Here is a 24,533-nt window from a genome sequence, read left to right on the forward strand (position 1 = left end):
AATTTGAAACAAACCTCATATCTATTCATGTAACCCTCGGGGTCGGATCAGGTGTCCAACTCCCGGGGGTCACTTCAAGGACGGGTTCACGGCGTCCCCCGCGCCCCCACCCCGCCCGGCCAAGCGCGGCTGTTGCTACCAACCCGCCCAGCCACGAGGGGCGGCGCCGTTCGCTGGCCACTCAACTGAACGATTTCATCTGCAACTGTCACCCGGATCGTGTCTAATACCGCTCCCCACCTGCGGTCCCCACCCGAATGTCCTTCCAATCCCATGGCCCGGCGCCGTGCGACGACGCTGACGGCCACCTCGTCACCGCAGGTCCGCTCACCCCGCCCCCGGACAGCGCCGGCACCCCCGCCGACGAAAAAGCGCTGCGCCACTCGGTCGCCGAGGATGTGCAGGGCATGGTCCTGGCCATGCTGGTGGCCTCGCTGGGCCTGGCCATCTTCGCCAAGGGCGGGCTGATGATCGGCGGCATGGCCGGCGCGGCCTTCCTGCTGCACTACGCCATGGGCTGGAACTTCGGCCTGGTGTTCGTGCTGGTCAACCTGCCGTTCTACTGGGTGGCCGTACGCCGCATGGGCTGGGAGTTCACCCTCAAGACCTTCGCGGCGGTCACCGCCTGCGGCGTGCTGACCGACATCCTGCCGCGCTGGGCCGATTTCTCGCATATCGCACCGCTGTACTCGGCGCTGGTCGGCGGCGCCCTGTCCGGCCTGGGCATCCTGTTCTTCATCCGCCACCGCGCCAGCCTGGGCGGCATCGGCATCCTGGCGGTGTACCTGCAGCGCACCCGTGGCTGGAGTGCCGGCAAGGTGCAGATGTCCTTCGATGCCTGCCTGATGGTGGCCGCGTTCTTCGTGCTGTCACCGTCGAAGGTGATGTACTCGGCGATCGGCGCGGTGGTGCTCAGCCTGGTGCTGATGTTCAACCACCGCCCCGGCCGCTACATGGGCGTGTAAACCCCTACGCCGCGTTCGCCGGGCATGGCCCGGCGCTACCGGAACCACCACGTGGCAGCGCCGGGCCATGCCCGGCGGATGTGCGTCAGCGGCCAGCCGTCCGCACCCACGGCGGCGCCAGTTTCAACAGCTGCGCATGCACCGGGCAGTCCTCGGCATGCGCGCCGGGCAGGTAGCCCAGGCTCATCAGGAACTCGCCGGTGATCTCGCCGCCGGTGAAGCGGAACGTCTTCTTGAACAGCTTCACCCAGTCGGCCTTGCTGCGCGGGTGGTGCGCGTCCAGCCACGCGGCGAAGCTGCCGTGGCTGGCCCGCAGCTGCTGGATCACCTGCGCGTTGTGGATCGCGGCCAGCACCTTCAGCCGGTTGCGGATGATGCCGGCGTCGGACAGCAGGCGCTCGATGTCCTGCTCGGCATAGGCCGCCACGCGGTCCACGTCGAAGCCATCGTAGGCCGCGCGGAAACCCTCGCGCTTCTTCAGGATGGTTTCCCAGCTCAGCCCGGCCTGGTTGATTTCCAGCACCAGCCGCTCGAACAGCTCGCGCTCGTCACGCTGCGGGAAGCCGTATTCATTGGCATGGTAGAACTCATGCACCGGGTGGCCCGGGGCGATGCGGCAGTATCCGGACAAGGTGTTCTCCTGGCGGGCGGGCGCCCCATTATGCGCGGCGTGCAGGCGCCGGAGGCGCCCACCGGCTAGAATGGCGCCATGCCTGTAACGCCTACCTCCCTTGCCGATCACCTGCTCGTCGCGCTGCCGTCGCTGATCGACGCCACCTTTGCCCGCAGCGTCGCGCTGATCTGCCAGCACGACGAGAACGGGGCGATGGGCGTGCTGGTCAACCAGCCCTCCGAGTACACGCTGGGCGAAGTGCTTTCGCAGATGGACATCACCACCGGTGATGGCGAGCTCCAGGCGCGCACGGTGCTCAACGGCGGCCCGGTGCATCCCGAGCGCGGCTTCGTCATCCACGACGACGCGCGCGACTGGGATTCCAGCCTGCGCGTGGGCGAGGGCCTGTACCTGACCACCTCGCGCGACATCCTCGAGGCCATGGCCCGCGGTGAAGGCCCGGCCAATGCCGTGGTCACCCTGGGCTGTGCCGGCTGGGGCGCCGGGCAGCTGGAAAGCGAGCTGTCCGAGAACAGCTGGCTGACCGTGCCGGCCGATGCCGAACTGGTGTTCCAGCTGCCACTGGAGCAGCGCTGGCAGGGTGCGGCCTCGCGCATCGGCGTGGACCTGTTCCGGCTGACCGATTACAGCGGCCATGTCTGAGCCGGCCGCCTCCGCTCCAGTTCCTGCCGCGCCGGCCATCCGCCGTGATGGCACCGTGCTGGGGTTCGATGTCGGCTCGCGCCGTATCGGCGTGGCCATCGGCAGTGCTTTTGCGGCGCATGCGCGCGCGGTGGCCGTGGTCGATGTGCATGGCAACGGCCCGGACTGGACCGCGATCGAGCGCCTGCTGAAGGAATGGAAGCCCGACGGCCTGGTGGTGGGCGATCCGCTCACCCTGGATGGCCAGGACCAGCCCAACCGCAAGCGCGCGCAGGGCTTCGCCCGCCAGCTGCGGGAACGCTTCAAGCTGCCGGTGGCGATGATCGACGAGCGTTCCAGCTCGGTCGAGGCCGCCCGCCGCTTCGCCGTCGAGCGCGCCGAAGGGCGCAAGCGCCGCCGTGATGCGGCCGCCCTCGACGCCGTGGCCGCGGCGGTGATCATCGACCGCTGGCTGTCGTCCCCCGACGACGCCACCCCCATTCCCTGACTGCACGACTCCCGCCATGACTGCCCAGCAACTTGATGCTTCCGGACGCCTGCGCCACCTGCTGACCCTTGAGGGCCTGCCGCGCGAAACCCTGCTGCAGCTGCTCGACCGGGCGGGGCAGATCCGCGATGCCGCCGTCGGCCGCGTCGGCAACAAGCGCCAGGTGCTGGCCGGTTCGGCGGTGTGCACGCTGTTCTTCGAACCCTCCACCCGCACCCGCAGCTCGTTCCAGCTGGCCGCCCAGCGCCTGGGCGCGGACGTGCTGAACTTCGATGCCTCCACATCGTCGACGCGCAAGGGCGAGACCGCCTGCGACACGCTGAAGAACCTGGAAGCGATGGGCGTGCGCGGCTTCGTCGTGCGCCACCCCGATGACGGCGCGGTCGCCGCGCTGGCCGCAGCGGCAGGCGAGGGCACCGCCCTGGTCAACGCCGGCGACGGCCGCAGCTCGCACCCGACCCAGGGCCTGCTGGACATGCTGACCCTGCGCCAGGCCAAGGGCTCGGATTTCTCGAAGCTGAAGGTCGTGATCGTCGGCGACGTGAAGCACTCGCGCGTGGCCCGCACCGACCTGCATGCACTGCGCACGCTGGGCGTGGGCGAGATCCGCGTGTGCGGCCCGCAGTCGCTGCTGCCCGACGACGAGACCCTGAAGGGCTGCGTGGTCGGCGATGATTTCGACGCGATGCTGGAAGGCGTGGACGCGCTGATGATGCTGCGCCTGCAGCGCGAGCGCATGGAAGAAGGCCTGGTGCCGTCGCTGGAGCAGTACCACGCCCAGTACGGCCTGAACGCCGAACGCCTGTCCCGTGCCGGCAAGGATGCAGCGGTGCTGCACCCGGGCCCGATCAATCGTGGCGTGGAAGTGACCGACGACGTGGCCGACGGCCCGCAGTCGTGGGTGCTGCGCCAGGTCGCCAACGGCGTCGCCGTGCGCATGGCCGTGCTGGAAACCCTGCTGGGCTGATCTGCTGGGTGGGTGTCTGGTGGGTGCCGACCGTTGGTCGGCACTGAACTGCCCCGGTGGGTGCCGACCGTTGGTTGGCAGGGACCTGTCTGGGTGGGCGCCAACTGTTGATCGGCACTGAACTGCCCCGGTGGGTGCCAACCGTTGGTTGGCACTGAACTGCCCCGGTGGGTGCCAACTGTTGGTCGGCACTGAACTGCCCCGGTGGGTGCCAACCGTTGGTTGGCACTGAACTGCCCCGGTGGGTGCCAACCGTTGGTTGGCACTGAACTGCCCGGTGGGTGCCGACCGTTGGTCGGCACTATCTCGTCGATCCAGAATGCCCCATTGCCTGTAATTACCCGGCCATCTCCCATCGACACCACGCGTGGGGATACTCGCCAAGCTGCGTGGTCAATCCTGCTCTGATCGGATTTGCTACCACGTACATGGCATGACGAAACAGCGATTCATCCGAGCGGATCGCATGATCGTGATAGCTCGATTGCCAGAAACGTCCTGATAGGCCGAGCATGCGATTGACCTGCAATGCGCTGCTCGATTTGAATCGCTGCATGAGGTAGTCCAGCGAGAACGCACGAAGCTCCACGAGCCAATGGATGTGGTCCGGCATGACCACGTAGGCAAGTGAGTGCGTGAGGCCCTCAGTGTCGATCCGATGGAGAACATCCATCACCAACTGCGCCGCATTGGGATCATCGAAGTAGCGATGACGCCCATGCGTTACGGTAGTCAGGAGGTAGGACTGCCCGATGCGGGAATGGCGACCAAGGCGCAGGCGTGCACGGTTCATGAACACCAGCGTGTGCGCGCCGACTCTTTGTTGCTATCGGGTAATTGCCTTGATGCAGGTAAGGGCAGTGCCGACCAACGGTCGGCACCTACCGAAGCCGAGCAGTGCCGACCAACGGTCGGCACCCACCACCAGAAGCCCACCAACAGCCCACCAACAGGCGGTTCCCAGCAGAGTCTGGGGTTCAGCGCTTCTGCGCGAACAGCCACGCCCACATCGCCGGGTCGGCGTAGGTTGCGTCCCAGGCGTTGTGGTTGCCGTCGGGGTACTCGGTGTAGCGCACGTCGCCCGCGCCGGCGGCCTCGAAAGCGGCATGCAGGCGGCGGTCATCGGCCGGGGGCACCACGTCATCCTGCGCGCCGTGGAAGATCCAGATGGGCGTCTGCCGCAGGCGCTGGGCAATGGCTGCGTAAGGATCAGCTTCGTGCGCCACCTGTTCGACGAACAGGGTGGGGCGCACGGCGCGCGGGGCCAGCACGGCGCCGCATACCGGCACGATCGCGGCGAAGCGCTGCGGTTCGTCCAGGGCGATGTTCCAGCTGCCGTAGCCGCCCATCGACATGCCGGTCAGGTACTGCCGCGCCGGGTCGGCACCGAACTCGGCGATCGCCGCATCCAGCGCAGCCAGTGCCACGCGGTTGTTGTGGCCGCTCCATTCCTCTTCGCCGGGCACCTGCGGGAACACCGCCAGCGCCGGGAAGTCGGTCGCATGCTCGCGCAGGTAGGGGCCCAGGCCGGCATGGGTCTGCTTGATGCCGTCGCTACCACGCTCACCCGAACCGTGCAGGAACAGCACCACCGGCAGCGAGCCGGGCGTGCGTGCCGCCACCGCCGGAATGAAGACCTGGTAGTAGGCGGTCTGCCCGTCCACCTTCACCGCACGGGATTCGAAGTGGCCGCGCGCGCTGTCGGGCGTGCTGGCGCAGGCGGCAAGCATCAGCAGGGACAGCAGCGGCAGCCAGCGCAGCAACGGACGGACCATGACGTTTCCCCAAGGGTTGGAAGCGTTTTCATGGTAGTCGCTCGGCGTGCGCCGGGCATCGTGCAGCGCGTCACTGCGGGGGCGGGAAACTGGCGATGATGTCCAGCTGTTCCTGCGCCTCGGCGTTGCCTTCGGCCGCCGCCGCCTGCACCTGTGCCATGTCCGGGTGCAGCACCACCAGCAGCGGGTTTTCGCACACCGGGCAGTCGTACTCGGTGGCGTCCTCGTCCAGCTCCATCACCATCGCGCGCGAGTTGCCTTTCCATTCGCAGGCGGCACAGGTGTGCATCTGGTCGCGCCAGCCAGGCTGGAAGTAGTTTTCAATCGTGGTGGCCATGGTGGCGTCCGGAAGGTCATGCAGCTGGGGTCAGAGCCCTGCTGTGCAGGGATTCGACCCCGTGCGGGGAATCAGTGCAGCAGGATGAGGGTGGCCAGGCCGAGGAAGCTGAAGAAGCCCATCACGTCGGTCACCGCAGTCACCACCACGGTGCCGGCCACGGCCGGGTCCACGTTCATGCGCTTGAGCAGCAGCGGCAACAGCACGCCGGCCAGTGCGGCGGCCAGGAAGTTGATGATCAGCGCCAGGGTGATCACCAGCGACAGCAGCAGGCTGTGGAACCACAGGAACGCAATCAGGCCGACCAGCAGGCCGATCAGCGTGCCGTTGATCAGCGCCACGCGCGCTTCCTTCCACAGCAGGATGCGCGCATTGCTCTGGCCCACCTGGCCCAGCGCGATGCCACGCACCATCAGGGTCAGCACCTGCACCGCCGCGTTGCCGCCGACGCCGGCGACGATCGGCATCAGCACTGCCAGCGCCACCACTTTCTGCAGGGTCAGTTCGAACTGGCCGATCACGCTGGCGGCGAGGAACGCCGTGCACAGGTTGATGCCCAGCCAGACCACGCGGCCGCGCACGGCACGCTTGATCGGCGAGAACAGATCCTCTTCCTCGTCCAGGCCGGCCGCGCCCAGTGCCTGGTGCTCGGCCTGCGAACGGATGATGTCCACCACGTCATCGATGGTGATGCGGCCGAGCAGGATGTTGTTGTCGTCCACCACCGGCGCGGACACCCAGTCATGGTCGGAGAACTGCCGGGCGACTTCCTGGTCGCTCTCGCCGACGTCGATGGCCGGCTGTTCGTCGTCGATCAGGCGGTTGATCGGCGTGGTGTCTTCGTGGGTGACCAGCGCGGCCAGCGACACGCGGCCCAGGTACTGGTGGCGGCGGCTGACCACGAACAGGTGATCGGTGTGGTCGGGCAGTTCGCCGCGCAGGCGCAGGTAGCGCAGCACCACGTCGACGTTGACGTCGGCGCGCACGGTCACCACGTCCGGGTTCATCAGTCGGCCGGCGCTGTCCTCGGGATACGACAGCACCTGTTCCAGGCGCTCGCGGTTCTCGCGGTCCATCGACTTGAGGACCTCGTCGATGACCGTATCGGGCAGGTCCTCGACCAGGTCGGCCAGGTCATCGATGTCCAGGTCTTCGACCGCGGCGATGATTTCGTCCGGGTCCATGTCCGCGAGCAGGCTCTCGCGCACTTCCTCGCCGACGTGGACCAGCACCTCGCCATCGTCCTCGGGATCGACCAGCCCCCACACCACTTCGCGCTTGCCCGGGGGCAGCGATTCGAGCAGGTTGCCGATCTCGGCCGGCGCCAGCGTGTTGACGAGCCGACGTACTGGCCCCAGCCGGCCGCTGTCCAGTGCATCGGACAGCATCCGCAGCTGGCGTGCAGTCTTGTCGTGGCGTACGGCTTCAGCCATCACAGCTCCCGCGGGAAGAGAAAAGCCGCGATCCCGGCAAGGATGCGGCAACAGGGGTGTTCAGCGCGTCATTATCGCAAGCGGATGTTTCAACGCATAGCCGCCGGGTGCTGGTAGTGCCGGCCGCTGGCCGGCAATCTCATGGACTTCAACGGAGGTGTTTGCCGGCTCTTATGTCGGGGGGCGACTCGAAGCAATGCAGCGCGGTCGCACGGAATACCACCCCGCCGGGCACGTAGGCGTCACTCCGTTCGAGCTGTCCGCTGACTCGAACATGCAATGGAGGCAGTCCCTTCCGGGCCTGCATCCTGAAAGCAGTGGTCATAAATGAATCCACGTACGGATCCTTGTCCAAGCCATCTGCAAGCTCCAGCCAGACACCCGATCCAAAACCGCTGCTGCAGTCATGCAGGGAGAGTCCGTGCCGGGTGCCGCGGTAGCAGCCAGCGATGATGACCGGATGCTCCCGTTGAAGGCCAGATGTGAGCCGATGGGCTGGCGTATCCGTAGTCTCCGCCGGGCAATCTTTTCCCCATGAGGGGAATGCCGCAAGGACCAGGAGCGCTGCAAGAGGTGCGGTTTTCATGGGGACACGTTGTGTTGGTAGCGCCGGGCCGTGCCCGGCGAGCGCGGAGCGCGGCAGTCAGGGTGTCTCGGCCACCAGTGCCAACCAGCGTTCGATACCCCGCCGGTCGCGCGCGGCCAGCAGCTTTGGCGCGCGTGCGCGCAGGGTGGCCAGGTCGGCATCGCGGATCGCGCGGCGCACTTCCAGCAACGTGCCCGGGTGCAGGCTGAACTCGGTCAAGCCCAGCGCCAGCAGCAGCGGGGTCATGCGCGCGTCGCCGGCCATCTCGCCACACACTGCCACCGGGATGCGATGGCGTGCGCCGGTATCGATGACCATCTGCAACAGGCGAAGCACCGCCGGGTGCAGCGGCGAATACAGCTCGCCCAGCGCCTCGTTGTTGCGGTCGGCGGCCAGCAGGTACTGCACCAGGTCATTGGTGCCGATCGACAGGAAGTCGACCAGGTCGATGAAACTCTCCAGCGCCAGTGCGGCGGCCGGCACTTCGATCATCGCGCCCAGCGGCACGTGCTCGGCCACCACGTGGCCTTCGCCGCGCAGCTGCTCGGTCAGCTTGAGCATCCGCCGGCGCACGGCCAGCAGTTCCTCGCGGGTGCTGACCATGGGGATCAGTACGCGCAGCTTGCCGTAGGCCGAGGCGCGCAGGATCGCGCGCAGCTGGGTGTCGGACACCTTCGGCCGCGCCAGCGACAGGCGCACGCCACGCAGGCCCAGCGCCGGGTTTTCCTCGTTGCTCAGGGTCAGGCCGGTGCGGTCGGCCTTGTCCGCGCCCAGGTCGAGGGTGCGGATGGTCACCGGTCGCCCGCTCATGCCCAGGGCGGCATCGCGGTAGGTCTGGAACTGTTCTTCTTCGTCCGGCAGCTCGTTGCGCTGCAGGAACAGGAATTCGGTGCGGTACAGGCCCAGCCCCTGTGCGCCCAGCGCATGCGCCTGGGTCACGTCTTCCAGCGATTCGGCATTGGCCAGCAGGGCGATGTCGACCTGGTCGCGGGTACGGCTGGGCTTGCTGCGCAGGCGGCCGAGCTCACGCTGCTCGCGCGCGTGTTCCTTCAGGCGCACGCGGTAGTCGCGCAGGTTGTCGGCCTGCGGGTTGACCGTGATGCTGCCGTCGGCGCCATCGATGATGAGCACGTCGCCGTCGACGATGCGGCTGAGCACCTGCTGTACGTTGACGATGAGCGGCAGGTGCAGGCTGCGGGCGAGGATCGCGCTGTGCGACAGCGCGCTGCCGGCGGCGGTGACGATGCCGACCACGCCCTGCGACTGCAACTGGGCCAGTTCGGACGGGGCGATGTTGTCGCAGACCAGGATCTCGCCGGCCAGGCCCTTCACCACGGGCGGGCGCTCCGGCTGCAGGAAGGCGTGGATGCGGCCGATCACATGGTCCAGGTCATCCATGCGGCTCTTCAGGTAGGCATCGTCCATGCCATCGAAGACCTTGGCCAGGCGGTCACGCTGCAGGCGCAGCGCATAGCCGGCACTGTACGGACCACTGCGTATCAGTTCGTCCAGGCCGTGCAGCAGCTCGGGGTCGTCCAGCAGCAGGGCATGCAGGTCGAGGAACTCGCCGACGTCCTGGCTCAGTGCGCCGTGCAGGCGCTGGCGCAGTTCGTGCATTTCCACGCGGGCGGCATCCACCGCGCGATGCAGGCGGACCAGTTCGGCCTCCACCTGCTGTGGCGCGACGCGTTGTACGGCCACCTCCAGGGCGTGCGGCAGGCGCACCCGCGCGCGTCCCATCGCCGAACCGCGTGCAGCGCCGTGGCCGGCCAGCAGCTGTACCGGCCGTTGGCCGGTGGCAGGTTGGCCGGCGCGTGCGCGTGGCACGCTCAGCTGTCCTCGTCGAAGCGGCGCTCGAACAGGTCGACCACCGCGTCCATCGCCGCCGCTTCATCCTCGCCGTTGATGCGGATGGTGACCGGCGTACCCTGGGCGGCGGCCAGCAGCATCACGCCCATGATGCTCTTGGCGTTGATCTCACGGCCCTTGGCGGCCATGGTCACGTTGCAGCGGAATGGGGCCAGCGTCTGCACCAGCTTGGCGGTGGCCCGGGCGTGCAGGCCCAGGCGGTTGCTCACGGTGAGTTCTCGTTCAAGCATCGTCGACTATCGCTCCATTACGGGTGCCCGCCGCGGCTGTGGCGGGCAGTTGATCCAGTCCCTGTTCCGGATAATTCATCACCCGCAGCAACATCGGCAGACTCAGCGCCGACACCCGGCGAACCGGGGTCCCCAACCGGGCCAACTGCCCGGCAAGGTTGGCGGGGCTGGCGCCGTACAGGTCGGTCAGGATCAGCACGCCATCCCCACCGTCGACCCGGCGCAAGGCAGCCGAGGCGAGCGGGAGAAGAGCATCCAGGTCTGCGTCGAACGGTACTTCGAAAGCTTCGGTTTTCAACGGCAATTGCCGCAGGAGCCGGGTCGCCACGTCAAGCAGGGCGGTCCCGACCCCAGGATGTGTTACGAGGAGAATGCCACAGGTCATTACTGCACGTTAACAGGTCAAGGTGAATCGGCGATAGCAGCAGGAGAGGGGCACTGTGTCCCGTATTCAGCGTTGCCGGGTCCGGATCCGTTTTTCGTTGAAAAAGGGATCCGACCCCATCGTGTCGACCAAGGTCGACACCTACCAACAGCACACGGAATCTGTCAGAGGCGGGCGCAGCCCGGCTGCCCTCAATCCTGTTCGCGGTGGTACGTGGCCACGTCATCCCAGCCCATCTCGCGGGCATGCCGCGCCATGCGCTCGGCCAGGTACACCGAGCGGTGCTTGCCGCCGGTGCAGCCGAAGGCCACGGTCACGTAGCTGCGGGTGCCATCGCCCAGCTTGGGCAGCCAGGTGTCGAGGAAATCCATCAGCTGGCCCAGGTAGCGCTGCACGTCCGGCTGCGCTTCCAGGTAATCGCGCACGCCCGGCTCGCGGCCGCTCAGCGCGCGCAGGTCCGGGTCCCAGTGCGGGTTGGGCAGCACGCGTGCATCGAACACGAAGTCGGCCTCGGCCGGCACGCCGCGCTTGTAGGCAAACGATTCGAACAGCAGCGACAGGCGCGTGGCGTGCCCCATCGCGAACTCGGTGATGATGCGCCGGCGCAGCTGGTGGACGTTCAACGCGCTGGTATCGATGACCACGTCGGCCTCGCGGCGCAGCGGTGCGATCAGCTCGCGCTCGCGGGCGATCGCTTCGGGCAGGGACAGGCCCAGCTGGCTCAGCGGATGCCGGCGACGGGTGTCGGCATAGCGCTTGAGCATCGTCTCGTCGCTCGCCTCGAAGTACAGCACCTTCGCTTCCACGCCGGCATCGGTGGCCAGCTTGCGCCAGTTGGACAGCTGGCTCAGGTCGGCCTGGCCGCGTACGTCGATGCCCACCGCCAGCCGGCGCGGCGCGCCACCGTCATGGTTTTCCAGCACGCTGCGCACGAAATCGGGCAGCAGCTGGATCGGCAGGTTGTCCGAACAGTAGTAGTCCTGATCCTCGAAGGTCTTCAGGGCGACGGATTTACCCGAGCCGGACAGGCCGCTGACGATGATCAGGGTCGGGGCGGTGGGGGTGACGGTACTCATGGACAGGCTCTTGGTGGTGGGGCTCAGGGTGTTCGTCGTTCCAGCAGGTTGCTGTGGCGGGCGATGAACATCGCCGCCGGGTCGATACCCTTGGTACGCAGAATGTGCAGCCGGGTGGCCGCCTCGGTCAGGACCGCCAGGTTGCGGCCGGGCATCACCGGCAGGGTGATCAGCGGCACGTCCAGGTCCAGCACGTGGCGGGTGCCCGAATCGCCGGTCAGGCGCTCGTAACCGTGCGGGGTGGGTTCGGTCATCGGCTTGGTCAGGTGGACGATCAGCCGAAGGTACTTGTTCTTCTTTACCGCCGTATCACCAAACATCTCGCGCACGTTCAGCACGCCCAGGCCGCGCACTTCCAGCAGGTCCTGCAGCAGTTCGGGGCAGGTGCCGTCGAGCACGTCGGGGGCGATCTGGGTGAATTCGGGGGCGTCGTCGGCCACCAGGCGGTGGCCGCGGCTGAGCAGTTCCAGCGCCAGCTCGCTCTTGCCCGAGCCGGCCTCGCCGGTGATGAGCACGCCGATGGAGTAGATCTCCATGAACACGCCATGCAGGATCACCCGCGGCGCCAGCGTGCGCGCCAGGTGGTAGGACAGGTGGTTGAGCAGTTCGTGGCCGCGCTTGGGCGACAGCCACAGCGGCGTGCCGGATTCATCGGCGGCCGCGCGCAGGTCTTCCGGGCAGGCCTGGTTGCGGGTCAGCACCAGCGCCAGCGGGTGCGACTGCATGATCTTCTCGATCGTTTCCCAGCGCTGGCGTGGTTCCAGCGCGTCCAGCCAGGACAGCTCCTCGGTCCCGAGGATCTGCACCTTGTTGGGGTAGATCGCGTTGAGGTAGCCGGCCAGCGAGGGGCGGCGGGAGACCGTATTGCCGGCTTCCAGCTCGCGTTTCTCACCGGCCTTGCCGGCGGCCCAGCGCAGCCCCAGCCGCTCGCGCTGCTGGTCGAACAGTTCGCGTGCGGTGATGCTGGTATTCATGCGGCGCTCGCCGATGGGGGAAGGTCCAGGGCCTCGCGCAGTGCCCGCGCATCGCCCGCCGCGCGCAGGGCGTCGCGGATCGAGGGCGTCGAGAACAGCTCGGCCAGTTCCGACAGCAGCATCAGGTGCTGGTGGGTGTAGTGGGCGGGGACGGCCATGGCGAACACCAGGTCCACCGGTTCATCGCCGCCGAAATCGACCGGGGCCTGCAACCGCAGCAGGGCGCCGCGGGGACGGTCCAGGGCAGGGGCCCGGCCATGGGGAATGGCGATGCCGCAACCGATCGCCGTGCTGCCCAGGGCTTCGCGCTGGCACAGGTTGAGGTAGATCTGTTCGGCGTTGGCCTGGCGGCAGGCCAGCAACCCGGCGGCGGCCTGCAGGACGCTGTCGCGGTCGGTGGCCGTGCAGAGCTGGGTCTGCACGGCCGCCAGGAGGTCAGTCAGGGGCATGTCTGCGGGGAACGGTGGCGATCAGCCGCCATTGTCGCCCACCGGCAGTGGTGCGTGCTGCTGTTTTTTCTCCTTGTGCTTGATCACCAGGCGGTCGAGCTTGTCCGCCAGCACGTCGATGGCGGCATACATGGTCTGGCCGCCGGCTTCGGCATGCAGGGTCTGGCCGGGAATATTGAGGCTGGCGTCGACGTGGTGTTCGGTCTTCTGCAGCTTGAGGGTTACCCGCGCTTCGCAGTGCTGGTCGAAGTGCTTTCCGACCCGGGCCAGCTTTTCTTCAACATACGACTGCAGGGCCGGGGTGACTTCGACATCTTTGCCAAACGTTTCGATGCGCATCGGGTTTCTCCTGTGTTCGGATGTGCCAATGAACCTCTCCGCCGGGCGCGGCGGCGCGTCAAGCGATTCTGACCCTTTCGTGCGAGGCGGAGATGTTCATGGCCTCACGATACTTCGCCACGGTGCGCCGCGCTACTGGGATTCCCGACGTTTTGAGCAGGTCAGCCAGCTTGGCGTCAGAAAGCGGCTTGCGTGGGTTTTCGTCATCGATCAGGCGGCGGATCATCGCCTGGATGGCGGTACTGGATGCTTCGCCACCGCCTTCGGTGTCGATGCCCGATGCAAAGAACGCGCGCAGCGGCAGGGTGCCGCGCGGCGTGCGCACGTGCTTGCGGGCGATCGCCCGCGACACGGTGGATTCGTGCAGGCCCAGTTCGGCGGCGATCTCGCGCAGGGTCAGCGGGCGCAGCGCCTGTTCACCGAATTCGAGGAAACCGGCCTGCTGGTGGATCAGGCTGCGCACCACCCGCAGCAGGGTTTCGCCGCGCGCCTGCAGGCCCTTGAGCAGCCAGCGGGCCTCCTGAAGCTGGGCGCGCAGGTAACCGGCGTCGGCTTCGCCGCAGCGGCGGATCATCTGTTCGTAGCCGCGGTGGATGATCACCTTGGGCCCGGCGTGGGCGGCCAGCGCGGCGCGCCAGAGGCCGTTCTGCCGCCATACCACCACGTCCGGCACCACGTAGGTGTCCTGCGCCAGCGGCGCGATCTGGGTGCCCGGGCGCGGGTCGAGCGAGCGCAGCAGCGCGACGGCGGTCTCGACCTCGGCCAGCGGCTGCTTCAGTTCCTGGGCCAGGCCGGCCACGCCGCTGCGCGGCAGGCGCTCCAGCGGTCCGGCGGCGACCTGCCGGGCCAGGGCCAGGCCGGGGGTGTCGGTGGGCAGCACGTCCAGCTGCAGCTGCAGGCATTCGCCCAGGCAGCGGGCCGCCACGCCCACCGGGTCGAAGCGCTGCACCTGGTGAAGCACGGTCAGGATCTCGTCTTCACCGGCGTGGATGGCCGGCAGCAGGGCCTCGGCGATGGTCGCCAGCGGCTCGCGCAGGTAACCGTCTTCTTCCAGTGCATCGATCAGCGCGGCCCCGATGCTGCGGTCGCGCATCGACAGGTGCGACAGGTGCAGCTGCCACAGCAGGTGGTCGGCCAGGGTCTCGACCTCGGCCACGCGCTCGGCGGCGCTGCCGGTGTCTTCATCGTCGTCGAAACTGCCGCTGCTGCCCGGATTGCTCCAGTCCTGCTCGGCGGGGGCCCAGTCGTCGCCGCTGGCCTGCGCGGGCTCCGGCGGTGCATCGCTGTCGGCGCCGTGGTCATCGCCGGCATCGCTGCCCGCACCGGCGCCATCATCGTTGCTGTCGGCCCAGTCCAGCAGGGGATTGCTTTCCACCGCCTGGGCGATTTCCAGCTCCAGCTCGGTGGTGGACATCTGCAGCAGCTTGATCGCCTGCTGCAGCTGTGGTGTCAGCACCAGCTGCTGTCCCAACGATGTCTGCAGCCGAGTCTTCATGCCTGTGCCGAAACGGAGGGGAAGGGCCCGGCGGCCGCGGTCACAGCTTGAAGGAGTCTCCAAGGTAGACGCGACGGACGTCGGCGTTGTCCAGGATCGCTTCCGGCGAGCCCTGGGCCAGTACGGTGCCCTCAGCGAGGATATACGCGCGGTCGCAGATTCCCAAGGTTTCGCGCACGTTGTGGTCGGTGATGAGCACACCGATGCCGCGCTGCTTGAGGTGGGTGACGATGCGCTGGATCTCGCCGACCGAGATCGGATCGACGCCGGCGAAGGGTTCGTCCAGCAGGATCAGGCGCGGCTTGGCGGCCAGTGCGCGGGCGATCTCGCAGCGGCGGCGTTCACCACCGGACAGGCTGGCACCGAGCTGCTCGGACACGTGGCCCAGCTGCAGTTCGTCCAGCAGGCTGTTGAGTTCGCGCTCGCGGCCGGCCGCATCCAGGTCGTCGCGCAGTTCCAGCACCAGGCGCAGGTTGTCGGCCACGGTCAGCTTGCGGAACACCGACGGTTCCTGCGGCAGGTAGCCCACGCCCTGCTTGGCGCGCGTATACATCGGGTCGCCGGTGATGTCCTGGCCGTCGAGCACGATGCTGCCGGCATCGGCCTCCACCAGGCCCACTATCATGTAGAAGCAGGTGGTCTTGCCGGCGCCGTTGGGGCCGAGCAGGCCAACCACTTCACCGGCATCGAGGGTCAGCCCGAAGTCCTTGACGACTTCGCGCTGCTTGTACTTCTTGCGCAGGCCCTTGGCGACAAGCATTACTTCTTGCTCCCGGCCGCCGGCTGCGCCGCAGGCGTCTTGTTCTTGGGCGGAATGACGGTACGCACGCGGCTGCCGTCGCCACCGGAATTCATTTCGCCGGTACGGGTGTTGTAGACCATGCGCTGGCCGGCATTGGTACCGCGCGCGCTGGTCACCTTGTAGTTGCCGGTGAGGGTGATGATCTCGGTCTTGATGTCGTAGTCGATCTTGTCGGCCACCGCATCCATCCAGGTGCCGTCATCGAGCTGCTGCTTCATCTTGGCCTGCTTGCCGGTGAACACGGCACGCACGGCTTCGCCGTCCTTCATGTAGATCTCGGCCTCGGACGAGCGCAGGTCCAGCGTGCCCTGGGTGATGATCACGCCCTGCGAGAGGGTGGTCTTGCCATCACCGGTGAGGTTGCCGGCCTGTGCGCCGGCATCGATGTTCATGGGCTCGTTGCGGTCGGTGGACTTGGCCTGCGCGAAGGCAGGAACCAGCAGACCGAAGGCGAGCAGGGCAGCAAAGGGAATCTTCATCGGGGTCCGTTCTACCGGTGAGGCTGCCCGGTCATGCCGGGCGGCGGGTGGGGGCTGCGGCCTCGCGCCAGTCGCCATGGCGACGTCGCGGGCCAGCGGCGGAATCAGCGTTGGGGCGTGTAGCGGCCCTTGGACTGGCTGAGGAAATGATACGTGTTGTTCTTCGAATCCACCTCGAACCCGACGCCGGACTGTTCCATGCCCGGGCGGGTCATGGTGACCCGGGCATCGGTACGGGCGCGGCTTTCCTTCGGGAACACGTCCAGGTGGTCGGTGCGGAAAGTGGTGGGCACCACGCCGGGGGCGGCCGGGCTGTCGCCTGAAACGTCGCCGCGCAGCTTCATCTGGTCGCCCTTGGCGCTGAGCCAACCGGTCTGCGCGCGCAGGGTCCAGTGCTGGCCGTCCTTGTCGGGCATCTCGAACAGCGGGGTGGTGATGTTGATGGTCTGGTCGCCGCGCTGGCGCTCCAGCAGCGGTGCGCGCAGGGTGGTCGATTCCTTGCCCTGTTCGTCCAGCGCCACGATCTGGAAGTCGTGCAGGATGTAATCCACGCCCACGTCCTGGCCGGTCTGCTCCGGCCCCTTGTCGCGGTTGCGCAGGGCGGCCCAGCTGCTCAGAAGGGCCGCCAGCAGCAGGCCGATGCCGAGCACGGTGCGCCAGTTCAGCGACGGAGCATTCATGCGCCGAACCTCGCCAGTACGGCATCGATATGCCCCTGCGCGGCCAGCAGCACGTCGCACAGTTCGCGGGCGGCGCCACGGCCGCCGTCGCTGCGGGTGGTCCAATGCACGCGTTCGGCGATCCACGGGTGCGCGTTGGCCGGGGCCACGGCCAGGCCGACCGCGCCCAGCGGCGCCAGGTCGGGCAGGTCGTCGCCCATGAACGCCACCTGGTCCAGGCCGATGCCGTGCTGGGCACACAGTGCCTGCACGCTGGCCAGCTTGTCGCCCACCGCGATCTGGGTGTCGATGCCCAGGTCGGCGCCGCGCCGCAGCGCGGACTGGCTGTTGCGCGCGGTGATGAGCACGGGGTGGATACCGTGCTGCTGCAGCAGTTTCAGGCCCAGACCATCCTGCACGAAGTACGCCTTGCTCTCGTTGCCATCCTTGTCGTAGTACAGCCGACCGTCGGTGAGGGTGCCGTCCACGTCGAAACAGGCCAGGCGGATACGGGCCGCGGTGGCATGCAGGTGGGCGGGGAAGGCGGGCAGGGGGGACCAGGGCATCAGGGCATCAGGCTCGTTCGGGGCGGGTGCGGTTTACAGTCTGAATGGGGTCTACGGACTCTCGGTTAAACCACCCGGGCCCGCAACAGGTCATGAATGTTCAGCGCGCCGACCGCCCGGCCCTCGCCGTCGACCACGATCAGGCCGTTGATCTTGTGGGTTTCCATCAGCCGGGCGGCTTCCACCGCCAGCTGGTCGGCACCGATGGTGCGCGGGTTGCGGGTCATCACCTCGGCGATCTTCGCCGTGCGCACGTCCAGTTCGGTGTCCAGCGCACGGCGCAGGTCGCCGTCGGTGAACAGGCCGATCAGCACGCCCTGGGCATCGACCACGGCGGTCATGCCCAGCCGCTTGCGGCTCATCTCCACCAGCGCCTGGCTGAGGCTGGCGCCGGCGTCGACCTTGGGCAGATCCTCGCCACTGTGCATCACGTCGGTGATATGCAGCAGCAGGCGGCGGCCGAGGCTGCCGGCCGGGTGCGAGCGGGCGAAGTCGTCCGCGGTAAAGCCGCGCGCGTCGAGCAGGGCGACGGCCAGCGCATCGCCCATCGCCAGCGAGGCGGTGGTGCTGGAGGTCGGCGCCAGCGCCAGCGGGCAGGCCTCGGCCGGCACGCTCACGTCCAGGTGCACGTCGGCGGCCTTGGCCAGGCTGGACTGTGGCCGTCCGGTCATGGAAATCAACACGTTGCCCTGGCGCTTGAGCACCGGCAGCAGCATCAGCACCTCGTCCGATTCGCCCGAATAGGACAGCGCCAGCACCACGTCGTCCTCGGTGATCATGCCCAGGTCGCCGTGGCCGGCCTCGCCCGGGTGCACGTAGAAGGCCGGGGTACCGGTGGAGGCCAGGGTGGCGGCGATCTTGCGGGCGACATGGCCGGACTTGCCCATGCCGGTGGCGACCACCCGGCCGCGGCTGCCCAGGATGGCCTGGCAGGCCTGCTGGAATGCCTCGCCCAGCCCGCTGGCGACGGCCTGCAGCGCCTGCTGCTCGATCTCGAACACGCGGCGGCCGCTGGCCACCAGGGCGGCAGGATCGACGGAACGGGGGGGCAGGGAGGACTCGGCCATGCGGACGCCACGCAGCGGAAGTAGAATGAGGGTTCATTTTATTAGGAAAGCCCGTTGGACGCCGACACCATCCGCAACCTGATCGAAACCGGCCTGCCGGGCGCCCGCGCCGACGTGCGCGGTGACGATGGCGTGCATTTCGAAGCGACCGTGGTCTGTGAGGCCTTTGCCGGCAAGATGCCGCTGGCCCGCCACCGGATGGTCTATGCCACCCTGGGCGACCTGATGGGCGGCGCGATCCACGCGCTGGCGCTGAAAACCGTGACCCCGGCCGAAGCCGGCTGAACCGCAGAAGATTCCCAATACATGGCCAAGATCGTTGTGACCGGCGGCGCTGCGCTGCACGGTGAAGTGAGCATCTCCGGCGCGAAGAACGCCGTCCTCCCCATCCTCTGCGCGACCCTGCTGGCCGATGCGCCGGTGGAGATCACCAACGTGCCGCACCTGCACGACGTGGTCACCACGGTGAAGCTGCTGGGCGAACTGGGCGCCAAGGTCACCATCGACCAGGGCACCCTGTCGCGCGGCAGCGCGATCGTGGTCGACCCGCGCCCGGTCAACCAGCACGTGGCCCCCTACGAGCTGGTCAAGACCATGCGCGCCTCGATCCTGGTGCTGGGCCCGCTGCTGGCCCGCTTCGGCGCGGCCGAAGTGTCGCTGCCCGGCGGCTGCGCCATCGGTTCGCGCCCCGTTGACCAGCACATCAAGGGCCTGCAGGCGCTGGGTGCGGACATCGTGGTCGAGAACGGCTTCATCAAGGCCACCGCCAAGCGCCTGAAGGGTGGCCATTTCACCTTCGACATGGTCAGCGTCACCGGCACCGAGAACGTGCTGATGGCGGCCGTGCTGGCCGAGGGCACCACCATCCTCGACAACGCCGCGATGGAACCGGAAGTGACCGACCTGGCGCACTGCCTGATCGCGCTGGGCGCGAAGATCGAGGGCCTGGGCACCGCCCGCCTGGTCATCGAAGGCGTCGAGCGCCTCTCCGGTGGCCGCCACGAAGTGCTGCCCGACCGCATCGAGACCGGCACCTTCCTGGTGGCCGCGGCGATGACCGGCGGTAAGGTGACCGTGAACCGCGCGCGCCCGAACACCATGGACGCGGTGCTGTCCAAGCTGGTCGAGGCCGGTGCGACGATCGAGACCACCGAAGACAGCATCACCCTGGACATGCACGGCAAGCGGCCGAAGGCGGTCAACCTGACCACCGCGCCGTACCCGGCGTTCCCGACCGACATGCAGGCGCAGTTCATGGCGCTCAACTGCGTGGCCGACGGCGTGGGCGTGATCAACGAAACGATCTTCGAGAACCGTTTCATGCACGTCAACGAACTGCTGCGCCTCGGCGCGGACATCCAGGTGGAAGGCCACACCGCCATTGCCCGCGGCCACGAGCGCCTGAGCGGTGCGCCGGTGATGGCCACCGACCTGCGCGCATCGGCGTCGCTGATCCTGGCCGGCCTGATGGCCGACGGTGAGACCACCATCGACCGCATCTACCACCTCGACCGTGGCTACGAGAACATCGAAGAGAAGCTGTCTTCGCTCGGTGCCACCATCCGGCGCGTGCCATGATCCTGCGCGGCCGCTTCAGCCCCCGCCGCAAGGCGCTGCTGGCGCTGGTGCTGATCGTGCTGGCGTGGCTGGGCTATGCCTGGTACGCCAACCTGGCCATCACCAAGGGCATCGAGCAGAAGGACATGGACTGGAATGGCGATGGCACGGTCAGCCGTGACGAGATCATCCAGTCGTTCCATGCCGTTGCGGTGAACGACAGCCAGGAAGGCAATCGCCATTGCCGCACGTTCGTCTGGCGCAGCAGTGGCCAGCAGATCCGGGTGGACTGCCGTACCGAGTTCAAGCCGGCCGAAGCGGAAGAGAAGAAATAAGAAAACGCCCGCGCAAGCGGGCGTTTTTTTCGGTAGTGCCGGCCGCTGGCCGGCAACCCCATGGACCTTGCGGAGCATCGCGGGAATGCCGGCCAGCGGCCGGCACTACCGGCTCGCGCGTCAGTTCAGCGCCTTGATGGTCAGGTCCAGCGCATCGCGGCCGCCTTCGCGCTGCAGGATGCGGGTCGGCACCGGGAACTCGGGCACGATCCAGGCGATCTGCTCCTTGTCGCCATCCACGCGCGACACCTTGGTGGCCTGGTAGCTCTTGCCGCCCACGGTCACCGCTTCCTTGCCCACGACCTTGTAGGTCATGTTCTTGATGCGGCCCTCGTCGACCATGCGGTAGGTCAGCGGCTTGCCGGCGGCCAGGTCGCGGGCGATGGCCAGGTTGATCAGCAGCGCATCCATGTCACCGGCCTTCAGCGCGACCGGGCCGGCGCGGTCCGGCTTGATGTCGCCGGTCCAGGTGGCCTGGTTGCTGGTCCAGTTGTAGTTGGCCTGCACGTTGCGCTTCTTCACCAGCAGCGCCGAGCGGTCCTGGCTGCTGAGCGGGCGCAGCTGGCCACGCACTTCCTCGAACACGGTGCTCTGGCTGAGGTCGGCCAGCTGGTTCTTCACCTGCAGGTTGTAGCGCCACTTGCCGGTGCCTTCGCTGGCCAGGGTCATGGTGCCGTTGGCCTGCATGCCCATGTAGCTGGCCAGGTAATCGGCCTTGAACGGCTGCAGGGCCATGGCCGGCAGGCTGGCCACCGACAGTGCGGCAGCGGCGATCCAGGTCAGCGGGCGGGTCAGGGTCGTCATGCTCATACTCCTTGGTATTCGATCAGGCGCAGGTCGACACGGTCCTCGCCATCTTCGCGTTGCAGGATGCGCACCGGCGTGGGGACACCGTTGGCGATCCACAGAATGGTTTCGTTGTTGCCGCCGTTGGTGCGGTACACCTTCAGCGCGTTGTAGGACAGGTCGCCGACCTCCACGTTCTCGGTCTGCGCGGCCGCCTGGTAATCGTGCTGGCGCACCTTGCCCAGTTCAACGTAGCGGTAGTGCATGGCCACGCCGGGGCGGGCATCGCGCATCAGCGACAGGTTCAGCAGCAGCGCGCTCTGGTCGCCGGGCTGCAGCGGAATGGGTTTGGCGCGGTCCTTCTTCACATCACCGGTCCACTGCGCGGTGCCGGTTTCCCAGTTGTAGGTGCCCACCGCCTTCTTGCCCAGGAACAGGCCCTTGCGCACGGTGCTCTGGCTCAACGGCGCGTAGACGCCATTGCGCACGTCGAACACGGTGCTCTGCTCCAGGTTGAGGCCGAGCACGCTGGCAAAGCCGCGGCGGCCGACCACCTGCATGTCCACCCGCCACTGGTTGCCGCCGGTGTGGGTCACCTGCATGGTTGCGTCGCCGGCCTCCTTGCCCTTGTAGAAGGCCTGGTAGGTGGCACTGAACGGCTGCAGCGGCGGCGGTTCCCAGGCCATGGCCGGCAGCGCGGGCAGGGGCGGTTCGGCCGGTGCCTCCACCACGGGCGCCGGTTCGGCCGACGGCGGGGTCTGCGCCCAGGCGGCACAGGCGAGCACGGCGAACGGCAGCAGCAGGAATTTGCGCAACGGGGGCGTGTTCTTCATGGCAGGCAGGAACCGCAGGAGGTGGCAGGATGCCAGCCCCGCAGTCAGCGGGGCGTGTGCACGGGCGTTACCGGTTCAGGTTCCCGGCGGAATCTAGAGCCAATGGGCTAAACAGGGGGTGACCGTCGAGTGTCGGCCGGCCCTCCCGTTCAGCCAGGCGGCCATCGCACAGCAGCTGCAGGGTGGCGATCAGCAGGGGATGCTCGACCGCCAGCACGCGATCGGCCAGGCGGGTTGCGTCATCGCCGGGCAGCACCGGGACGCGCGCCTGCGCCAGCACGGTGCCGGCATCCAGCTCCGGCACCACCAGGTGCACGCTGGCCCCATGCTCGGCGTCGCCGGCATCCAGGGCGCGGGCGTGGGTGTGCAGGCCTTTGTGCAGCGGCAGCAGCGACGGATGGATGTTGACCAGGCGGCCGTTGAAGCGCTGCACGAAGCCGGCACCGAGGATGCGCATGTAGCCCGCGCAGACGATCCAGTCCGGGGCCACGGCGTGGACGGCATCGCCGAGTGCCTGTTCGTAGGCAGCGCGGTCGCTGAAGGTCTTCGGCGCGTGCGCCCAGCGCTGTCCGGGCCCGACCCGCTGCAGCGCGGCCGCATCGGGGCGGTCGGAGAACACGCCCACCACCTCGGCCGGCAGGCGGCCGGCCGCGATCGCATCGAGGATGGCCTGCAGGTTGCTGCCACGGCCGGAAGCCAGTACGGCGATACGGGCGGTCATGCGACGACGGCGCTGCCCGGTTCGCTGAAGCTGGCCACGACTTCGGCACGCAGCAGCACAACCAGCGCGTAGACGCCCAGCGCGATGCCCAGCGCACCGCCCAGGCAGGCCGCGCCGGCGGCGACCATGCACAGCGTGCGCTGGCGGCGCTGGGACAGGCGGCGGGCTGCGGTCAGGCTGAGGCTGCCCAGCGCGGCGAAGACCAGGCTGGCACCGACGAAAAGCGCGGCCAGCAGGGCCGGCGACGCCTCGGGATCGGTGCTGTGGCTCTCGCTGACATAACCGCCGGCGGCCGCGAGCAGCAGCAGGACGGCCAGCACCAGCTGCAGGCCGCCGTAGATGTAGAACAGGATCTTCAGCGAATGCAGGTGGCTGTTGACCTGCAGGTCGGTCCAGCCGCGTGGCCGGTTCAGCGGGGGCGGGGCGACGGCCATCGGCAGCTCAGCTTCGGGTAGGGACGTTGGCGGCGAAGGCGGCTTTCACCTGCGGCCGCAGCAGCACGATCAGGGTGAACACGCCCAGCACGGTGCCGAACGGGGTGAACAGGCACGACAGGCCGGCCACGACCAGGCACAGCAGGTAGCGCCGCCGCTGCTTCAGGCAGCGCCCGGCATAGGCGATGAAGCCGGCCATCACCAAGCCAAGCGAGACGACGCCGCTGCCCATGATGATGAACAGCCAGCCCGCGAACTGCTGTTCCTGCGCCGAGCTGGGCTGGCCGTTGGAGCTCATCGGCAGGGTGCCGTTGAGCATGGCGATGCCCATCACGATGTGGAACACGAAGATCAGGGCGAACACCGCCGCCAGCCCGGCCACCACGTAGTGGAAGATCGACAGCAGGCGCAGGTGGTCGTTGTCCTGCGAGGTCAGGACGGGCACGGCCGGTGCCGGGGGCGGCACCGGTGCGGTGGGCAGGGGGGGCGTAGCGTCCATGCGGGCTCCTGGGTGCGTATCAGGCAATGCGGACGCGCTCGGCGCCGCTGGCGGTGACCACCTGGCCGATCGGCCAGTGAGCCAGGCCCTGCGCCTGCACGGCTTCGGACACGGCAGCGACCTGCTCCGGGGCGACGATCAGCACGAAGCCGATGCCGCAGTTGAAGGTGCGCCACATTTCGCTGTCGACGACGGCGCCTTCCTTCTGCAGCCACTGGAACACCGGCGGCAGCGGCCAGGCCGAGGCCTGGATGTCCAGGCCGAGGCCTTCGGGCACCACGCGGATGATGTTCTCGGTCAGGCCGCCACCGGTGATGTGGGCCATGCCGTGGATGGCCGCGCCATGCGACTTCAGCAGCGACAGGATCGGCTTGACGTACAGGCGGGTCGGCGCCATCAGTGCATCGACCAGCTTCACCCCGTCTTCCAGCTCCAGGTCGGCCGGCTGGCCGGCGCGGTCGTAGATGCGGCGCACCAGCGAGTAGCCGTTGGAATGGGGGCCGGAGGAGGCGATGCCGATCAGCACGTCGCCAGCGGCTACGCTGGCGCCGTCCTTCAGTTCGCTCTTCTCGACCGCAGCGACGGTGAAGCCGGCCAGGTCGTATTCGCCCGGGGCGTACATGTCGGGCATTTCAGCGGTTTCGCCGCCGATCAGCGCGCAGCCTGCCTCGGTGCAGCCGTTGGCGATGCCGCCCACGACCGCCGCGGCGGTGTCGATGTCCAGCTTGCCGGTGGCGAAATAGTCCAGGAAGAAGAGCGGCTCGGCGCCCTGCACCAGCACGTCGTTGACGCACATGGCGACCAGGTCGATGCCGATCGTATCGTGGCGGTTCAGCTGGTGGGCCAGCTTCAGCTTGGTGCCCACGCCGTCGGTGCCCGACACCAGCACCGGCTCGCGGTACTTGTTGGACAGGTCGAACAGGGCGCCGAAGCCGCCCAGGCCGCCCATCACTTCCGGGCGGAAGCTGCGCTTGACCAGGGGCTTGATCCGCTCGACCAGTTCGTTGCCGGCGTCGATGTCGACGCCCGCATCACGGTAGGTGAGGGGGGAGGGGGCGGAAGACGGGGTGTTGGTCACGGGCGTCGGCGCTGGCAGGGGTTGAACGGGCGATTTTAACAGGCCGCATTGGCGCAAAGTCCGTATTCGGGCAA

Annotated in this window: 31 protein-coding genes; 7 read left to right on the top strand and 24 right to left on the bottom strand. The window is 68.0% G+C overall.

Going from position 1 to position 24,533, the window contains the following annotated elements; translation table 11 throughout:
- The first annotated feature begins 257 nt into the window (after positions 1-257).
- The gene (locus AC3WL7_RS18385) at positions 258-965 is read left to right on the top strand and encodes a YitT family protein (RefSeq protein ID WP_492752304.1); all 708 of its coding nucleotides are present in this window, start codon (positions 258-260) and stop codon (positions 963-965) included.
- Between the two features lie 85 nt (positions 966-1,050).
- Here AC3WL7_RS18385 and AC3WL7_RS18390 read toward each other — a convergent pair whose 3' ends face one another.
- On the bottom strand, positions 1,051-1,596 hold the full coding sequence (locus AC3WL7_RS18390; protein ID WP_492752306.1) for a DNA-3-methyladenine glycosylase I: 546 nt from the start codon (positions 1,594-1,596) through the stop codon (positions 1,051-1,053).
- 78 nt (positions 1,597-1,674) lie between these two features.
- Between AC3WL7_RS18390 and AC3WL7_RS18395 the strand changes: the two genes are divergently transcribed.
- Genes AC3WL7_RS18395 through AC3WL7_RS18405 form a run of 3 tightly spaced genes read left to right on the top strand, consistent with a single transcriptional unit; the run spans position 1,675 to position 3,695 of the window.
- The gene (locus tag AC3WL7_RS18395; protein ID WP_079220886.1) at positions 1,675-2,241 is read left to right on the top strand and encodes a YqgE/AlgH family protein; all 567 of its coding nucleotides are present in this window, start codon (positions 1,675-1,677) and stop codon (positions 2,239-2,241) included.
- Positions 2,234-2,728 carry a Holliday junction resolvase RuvX gene (gene ruvX, locus AC3WL7_RS18400; RefSeq protein ID WP_492752308.1) on the top strand — a complete coding sequence of 165 codons (495 nt, stop codon included), beginning with the start codon at positions 2,234-2,236 and terminating at the stop codon, positions 2,726-2,728. The genes AC3WL7_RS18395 and ruvX overlap by 8 nt, the downstream gene beginning before the upstream one ends.
- 16 nt (positions 2,729-2,744) lie before the next feature.
- On the top strand, positions 2,745-3,695 hold the full coding sequence (locus tag AC3WL7_RS18405; protein WP_492752310.1) for an aspartate carbamoyltransferase catalytic subunit: 951 nt from the start codon (positions 2,745-2,747) through the stop codon (positions 3,693-3,695).
- 337 nt (positions 3,696-4,032) lie between these two features.
- Here the strand turns inward: AC3WL7_RS18405 and AC3WL7_RS18410 are convergent, their stop codons facing one another.
- The 17 genes from AC3WL7_RS18410 to AC3WL7_RS18490 all read right to left on the bottom strand — a co-directional run bounded on the left by AC3WL7_RS18410 (position 4,033) and on the right by AC3WL7_RS18490 (position 18,216).
- The gene (locus AC3WL7_RS18410) at positions 4,033-4,488 is read right to left on the bottom strand and encodes an REP-associated tyrosine transposase (RefSeq protein ID WP_283220708.1); all 456 of its coding nucleotides are present in this window, start codon (positions 4,486-4,488) and stop codon (positions 4,033-4,035) included.
- A gap of 184 nt (positions 4,489-4,672) precedes the next feature.
- Positions 4,673-5,470, bottom strand: a complete 798-nt coding sequence (locus tag AC3WL7_RS18415; RefSeq protein ID WP_492752313.1) for a carboxylesterase family protein — start codon at positions 5,468-5,470, stop codon at positions 4,673-4,675.
- Positions 5,471-5,540: 70 nt separating this feature from the next.
- Positions 5,541-5,807, bottom strand: a complete 267-nt coding sequence (locus tag AC3WL7_RS18420; protein WP_079220891.1) for a hypothetical protein — start codon at positions 5,805-5,807, stop codon at positions 5,541-5,543.
- A 71-nt stretch (positions 5,808-5,878) separates the two neighbouring features.
- Entirely contained in the window at positions 5,879-7,240 is a 1,362-nt protein-coding gene (mgtE, locus tag AC3WL7_RS18425; RefSeq protein ID WP_079220892.1) for a magnesium transporter, read from the bottom strand.
- A 643-nt stretch (positions 7,241-7,883) separates the two neighbouring features.
- On the bottom strand, positions 7,884-9,653 hold the full coding sequence (gene ptsP / locus AC3WL7_RS18430) for a phosphoenolpyruvate--protein phosphotransferase (RefSeq protein ID WP_492752315.1): 1,770 nt from the start codon (positions 9,651-9,653) through the stop codon (positions 7,884-7,886).
- Positions 9,654-9,655: 2 nt separating this feature from the next.
- Entirely contained in the window at positions 9,656-9,925 is a 270-nt protein-coding gene (locus tag AC3WL7_RS18435; protein WP_079220894.1) for an HPr family phosphocarrier protein, read from the bottom strand.
- Complete coding sequence (locus AC3WL7_RS18440) at positions 9,918-10,310, bottom strand: PTS sugar transporter subunit IIA (RefSeq protein WP_005408386.1); 393 nt, start codon at positions 10,308-10,310, stop codon at positions 9,918-9,920. The genes AC3WL7_RS18435 and AC3WL7_RS18440 overlap by 8 nt, the downstream gene beginning before the upstream one ends.
- 191 nt (positions 10,311-10,501) lie before the next feature.
- Complete coding sequence (rapZ, locus tag AC3WL7_RS18445; RefSeq protein ID WP_079220895.1) at positions 10,502-11,386, bottom strand: RNase adapter RapZ; 885 nt, start codon at positions 11,384-11,386, stop codon at positions 10,502-10,504.
- A gap of 23 nt (positions 11,387-11,409) precedes the next feature.
- Positions 11,410-12,360: an HPr(Ser) kinase/phosphatase gene (hprK, locus tag AC3WL7_RS18450; RefSeq protein ID WP_079220896.1), complete on the bottom strand. Its 951-nt coding sequence runs from the start codon at positions 12,358-12,360 to the stop codon at positions 11,410-11,412.
- A complete protein-coding gene (locus tag AC3WL7_RS18455) occupies positions 12,357-12,809 on the bottom strand; it encodes a PTS sugar transporter subunit IIA (protein ID WP_492752323.1) in 453 nt (150 codons plus the stop codon). The genes hprK and AC3WL7_RS18455 overlap by 4 nt, the downstream gene beginning before the upstream one ends.
- Before the next feature lie 21 nt (positions 12,810-12,830).
- Positions 12,831-13,148: a ribosome hibernation-promoting factor, HPF/YfiA family gene (gene hpf / locus AC3WL7_RS18460; protein WP_079220898.1), complete on the bottom strand. Its 318-nt coding sequence runs from the start codon at positions 13,146-13,148 to the stop codon at positions 12,831-12,833.
- Between the two features lie 58 nt (positions 13,149-13,206).
- Entirely contained in the window at positions 13,207-14,643 is a 1,437-nt protein-coding gene (locus AC3WL7_RS18465) for an RNA polymerase factor sigma-54 (RefSeq protein WP_492752327.1), read from the bottom strand.
- A 40-nt stretch (positions 14,644-14,683) separates the two neighbouring features.
- On the bottom strand, positions 14,684-15,403 hold the full coding sequence (lptB, locus tag AC3WL7_RS18470) for an LPS export ABC transporter ATP-binding protein (protein ID WP_079220900.1): 720 nt from the start codon (positions 15,401-15,403) through the stop codon (positions 14,684-14,686).
- Positions 15,403-15,924, bottom strand: a complete 522-nt coding sequence (gene lptA / locus AC3WL7_RS18475) for a lipopolysaccharide transport periplasmic protein LptA (RefSeq protein WP_108760255.1) — start codon at positions 15,922-15,924, stop codon at positions 15,403-15,405. The genes lptB and lptA overlap by 1 nt, the downstream gene beginning before the upstream one ends.
- 104 nt (positions 15,925-16,028) lie before the next feature.
- The gene (gene lptC, locus AC3WL7_RS18480) at positions 16,029-16,604 is read right to left on the bottom strand and encodes an LPS export ABC transporter periplasmic protein LptC (RefSeq protein WP_079220902.1); all 576 of its coding nucleotides are present in this window, start codon (positions 16,602-16,604) and stop codon (positions 16,029-16,031) included.
- Complete coding sequence (locus AC3WL7_RS18485; protein WP_108746100.1) at positions 16,601-17,149, bottom strand: KdsC family phosphatase; 549 nt, start codon at positions 17,147-17,149, stop codon at positions 16,601-16,603. Before AC3WL7_RS18485 ends, lptC begins: the two co-directional genes overlap by 4 nt.
- A gap of 65 nt (positions 17,150-17,214) precedes the next feature.
- A complete protein-coding gene (locus AC3WL7_RS18490; RefSeq protein ID WP_079220905.1) occupies positions 17,215-18,216 on the bottom strand; it encodes a KpsF/GutQ family sugar-phosphate isomerase in 1,002 nt (333 codons plus the stop codon).
- A 54-nt stretch (positions 18,217-18,270) separates the two neighbouring features.
- Between AC3WL7_RS18490 and AC3WL7_RS18495 the strand changes: the two genes are divergently transcribed.
- The 3 genes from AC3WL7_RS18495 to AC3WL7_RS18505 are packed head-to-tail and all read left to right on the top strand — an operon-like array spanning position 18,271 to position 20,108.
- On the top strand, positions 18,271-18,501 hold the full coding sequence (locus AC3WL7_RS18495) for a BolA family protein (RefSeq protein ID WP_021202589.1): 231 nt from the start codon (positions 18,271-18,273) through the stop codon (positions 18,499-18,501).
- 21 nt (positions 18,502-18,522) lie between these two features.
- Positions 18,523-19,794, top strand: a complete 1,272-nt coding sequence (gene murA, locus AC3WL7_RS18500; protein WP_079220906.1) for a UDP-N-acetylglucosamine 1-carboxyvinyltransferase — start codon at positions 18,523-18,525, stop codon at positions 19,792-19,794.
- Positions 19,791-20,108: an EF-hand domain-containing protein gene (locus AC3WL7_RS18505; protein ID WP_295517596.1), complete on the top strand. Its 318-nt coding sequence runs from the start codon at positions 19,791-19,793 to the stop codon at positions 20,106-20,108. The genes murA and AC3WL7_RS18505 overlap by 4 nt, the downstream gene beginning before the upstream one ends.
- A 120-nt stretch (positions 20,109-20,228) precedes the next feature.
- Here the strand turns inward: AC3WL7_RS18505 and AC3WL7_RS18510 are convergent, their stop codons facing one another.
- The 6 genes from AC3WL7_RS18510 to purM form a co-directional block, all read right to left on the bottom strand.
- On the bottom strand, positions 20,229-20,912 hold the full coding sequence (locus AC3WL7_RS18510; protein WP_079220909.1) for a DUF3108 domain-containing protein: 684 nt from the start codon (positions 20,910-20,912) through the stop codon (positions 20,229-20,231).
- A 2-nt stretch (positions 20,913-20,914) separates the two neighbouring features.
- Positions 20,915-21,727 (bottom strand): DUF3108 domain-containing protein, encoded by an 813-nt coding sequence (locus AC3WL7_RS18515; protein WP_108746101.1) that lies wholly within the window; start codon positions 21,725-21,727, stop codon positions 20,915-20,917.
- Between the two features lie 67 nt (positions 21,728-21,794).
- The gene (gene purN, locus AC3WL7_RS18520) at positions 21,795-22,448 is read right to left on the bottom strand and encodes a phosphoribosylglycinamide formyltransferase (protein WP_492752343.1); all 654 of its coding nucleotides are present in this window, start codon (positions 22,446-22,448) and stop codon (positions 21,795-21,797) included.
- Positions 22,445-22,882: a hypothetical protein gene (locus tag AC3WL7_RS18525; protein ID WP_079220915.1), complete on the bottom strand. Its 438-nt coding sequence runs from the start codon at positions 22,880-22,882 to the stop codon at positions 22,445-22,447. Before AC3WL7_RS18525 ends, purN begins: the two co-directional genes overlap by 4 nt.
- A 7-nt stretch (positions 22,883-22,889) precedes the next feature.
- Complete coding sequence (locus tag AC3WL7_RS18530) at positions 22,890-23,381, bottom strand: hypothetical protein (protein ID WP_492752346.1); 492 nt, start codon at positions 23,379-23,381, stop codon at positions 22,890-22,892.
- 19 nt (positions 23,382-23,400) lie between these two features.
- Positions 23,401-24,459 (bottom strand): phosphoribosylformylglycinamidine cyclo-ligase, encoded by a 1,059-nt coding sequence (gene purM, locus AC3WL7_RS18535; RefSeq protein WP_079220917.1) that lies wholly within the window; start codon positions 24,457-24,459, stop codon positions 23,401-23,403.
- Positions 24,460-24,533 lie beyond the last annotated feature (74 nt).

Source organism: Stenotrophomonas sp. FW305-3-2-15-E-LB1 (assembly GCF_058787375.1).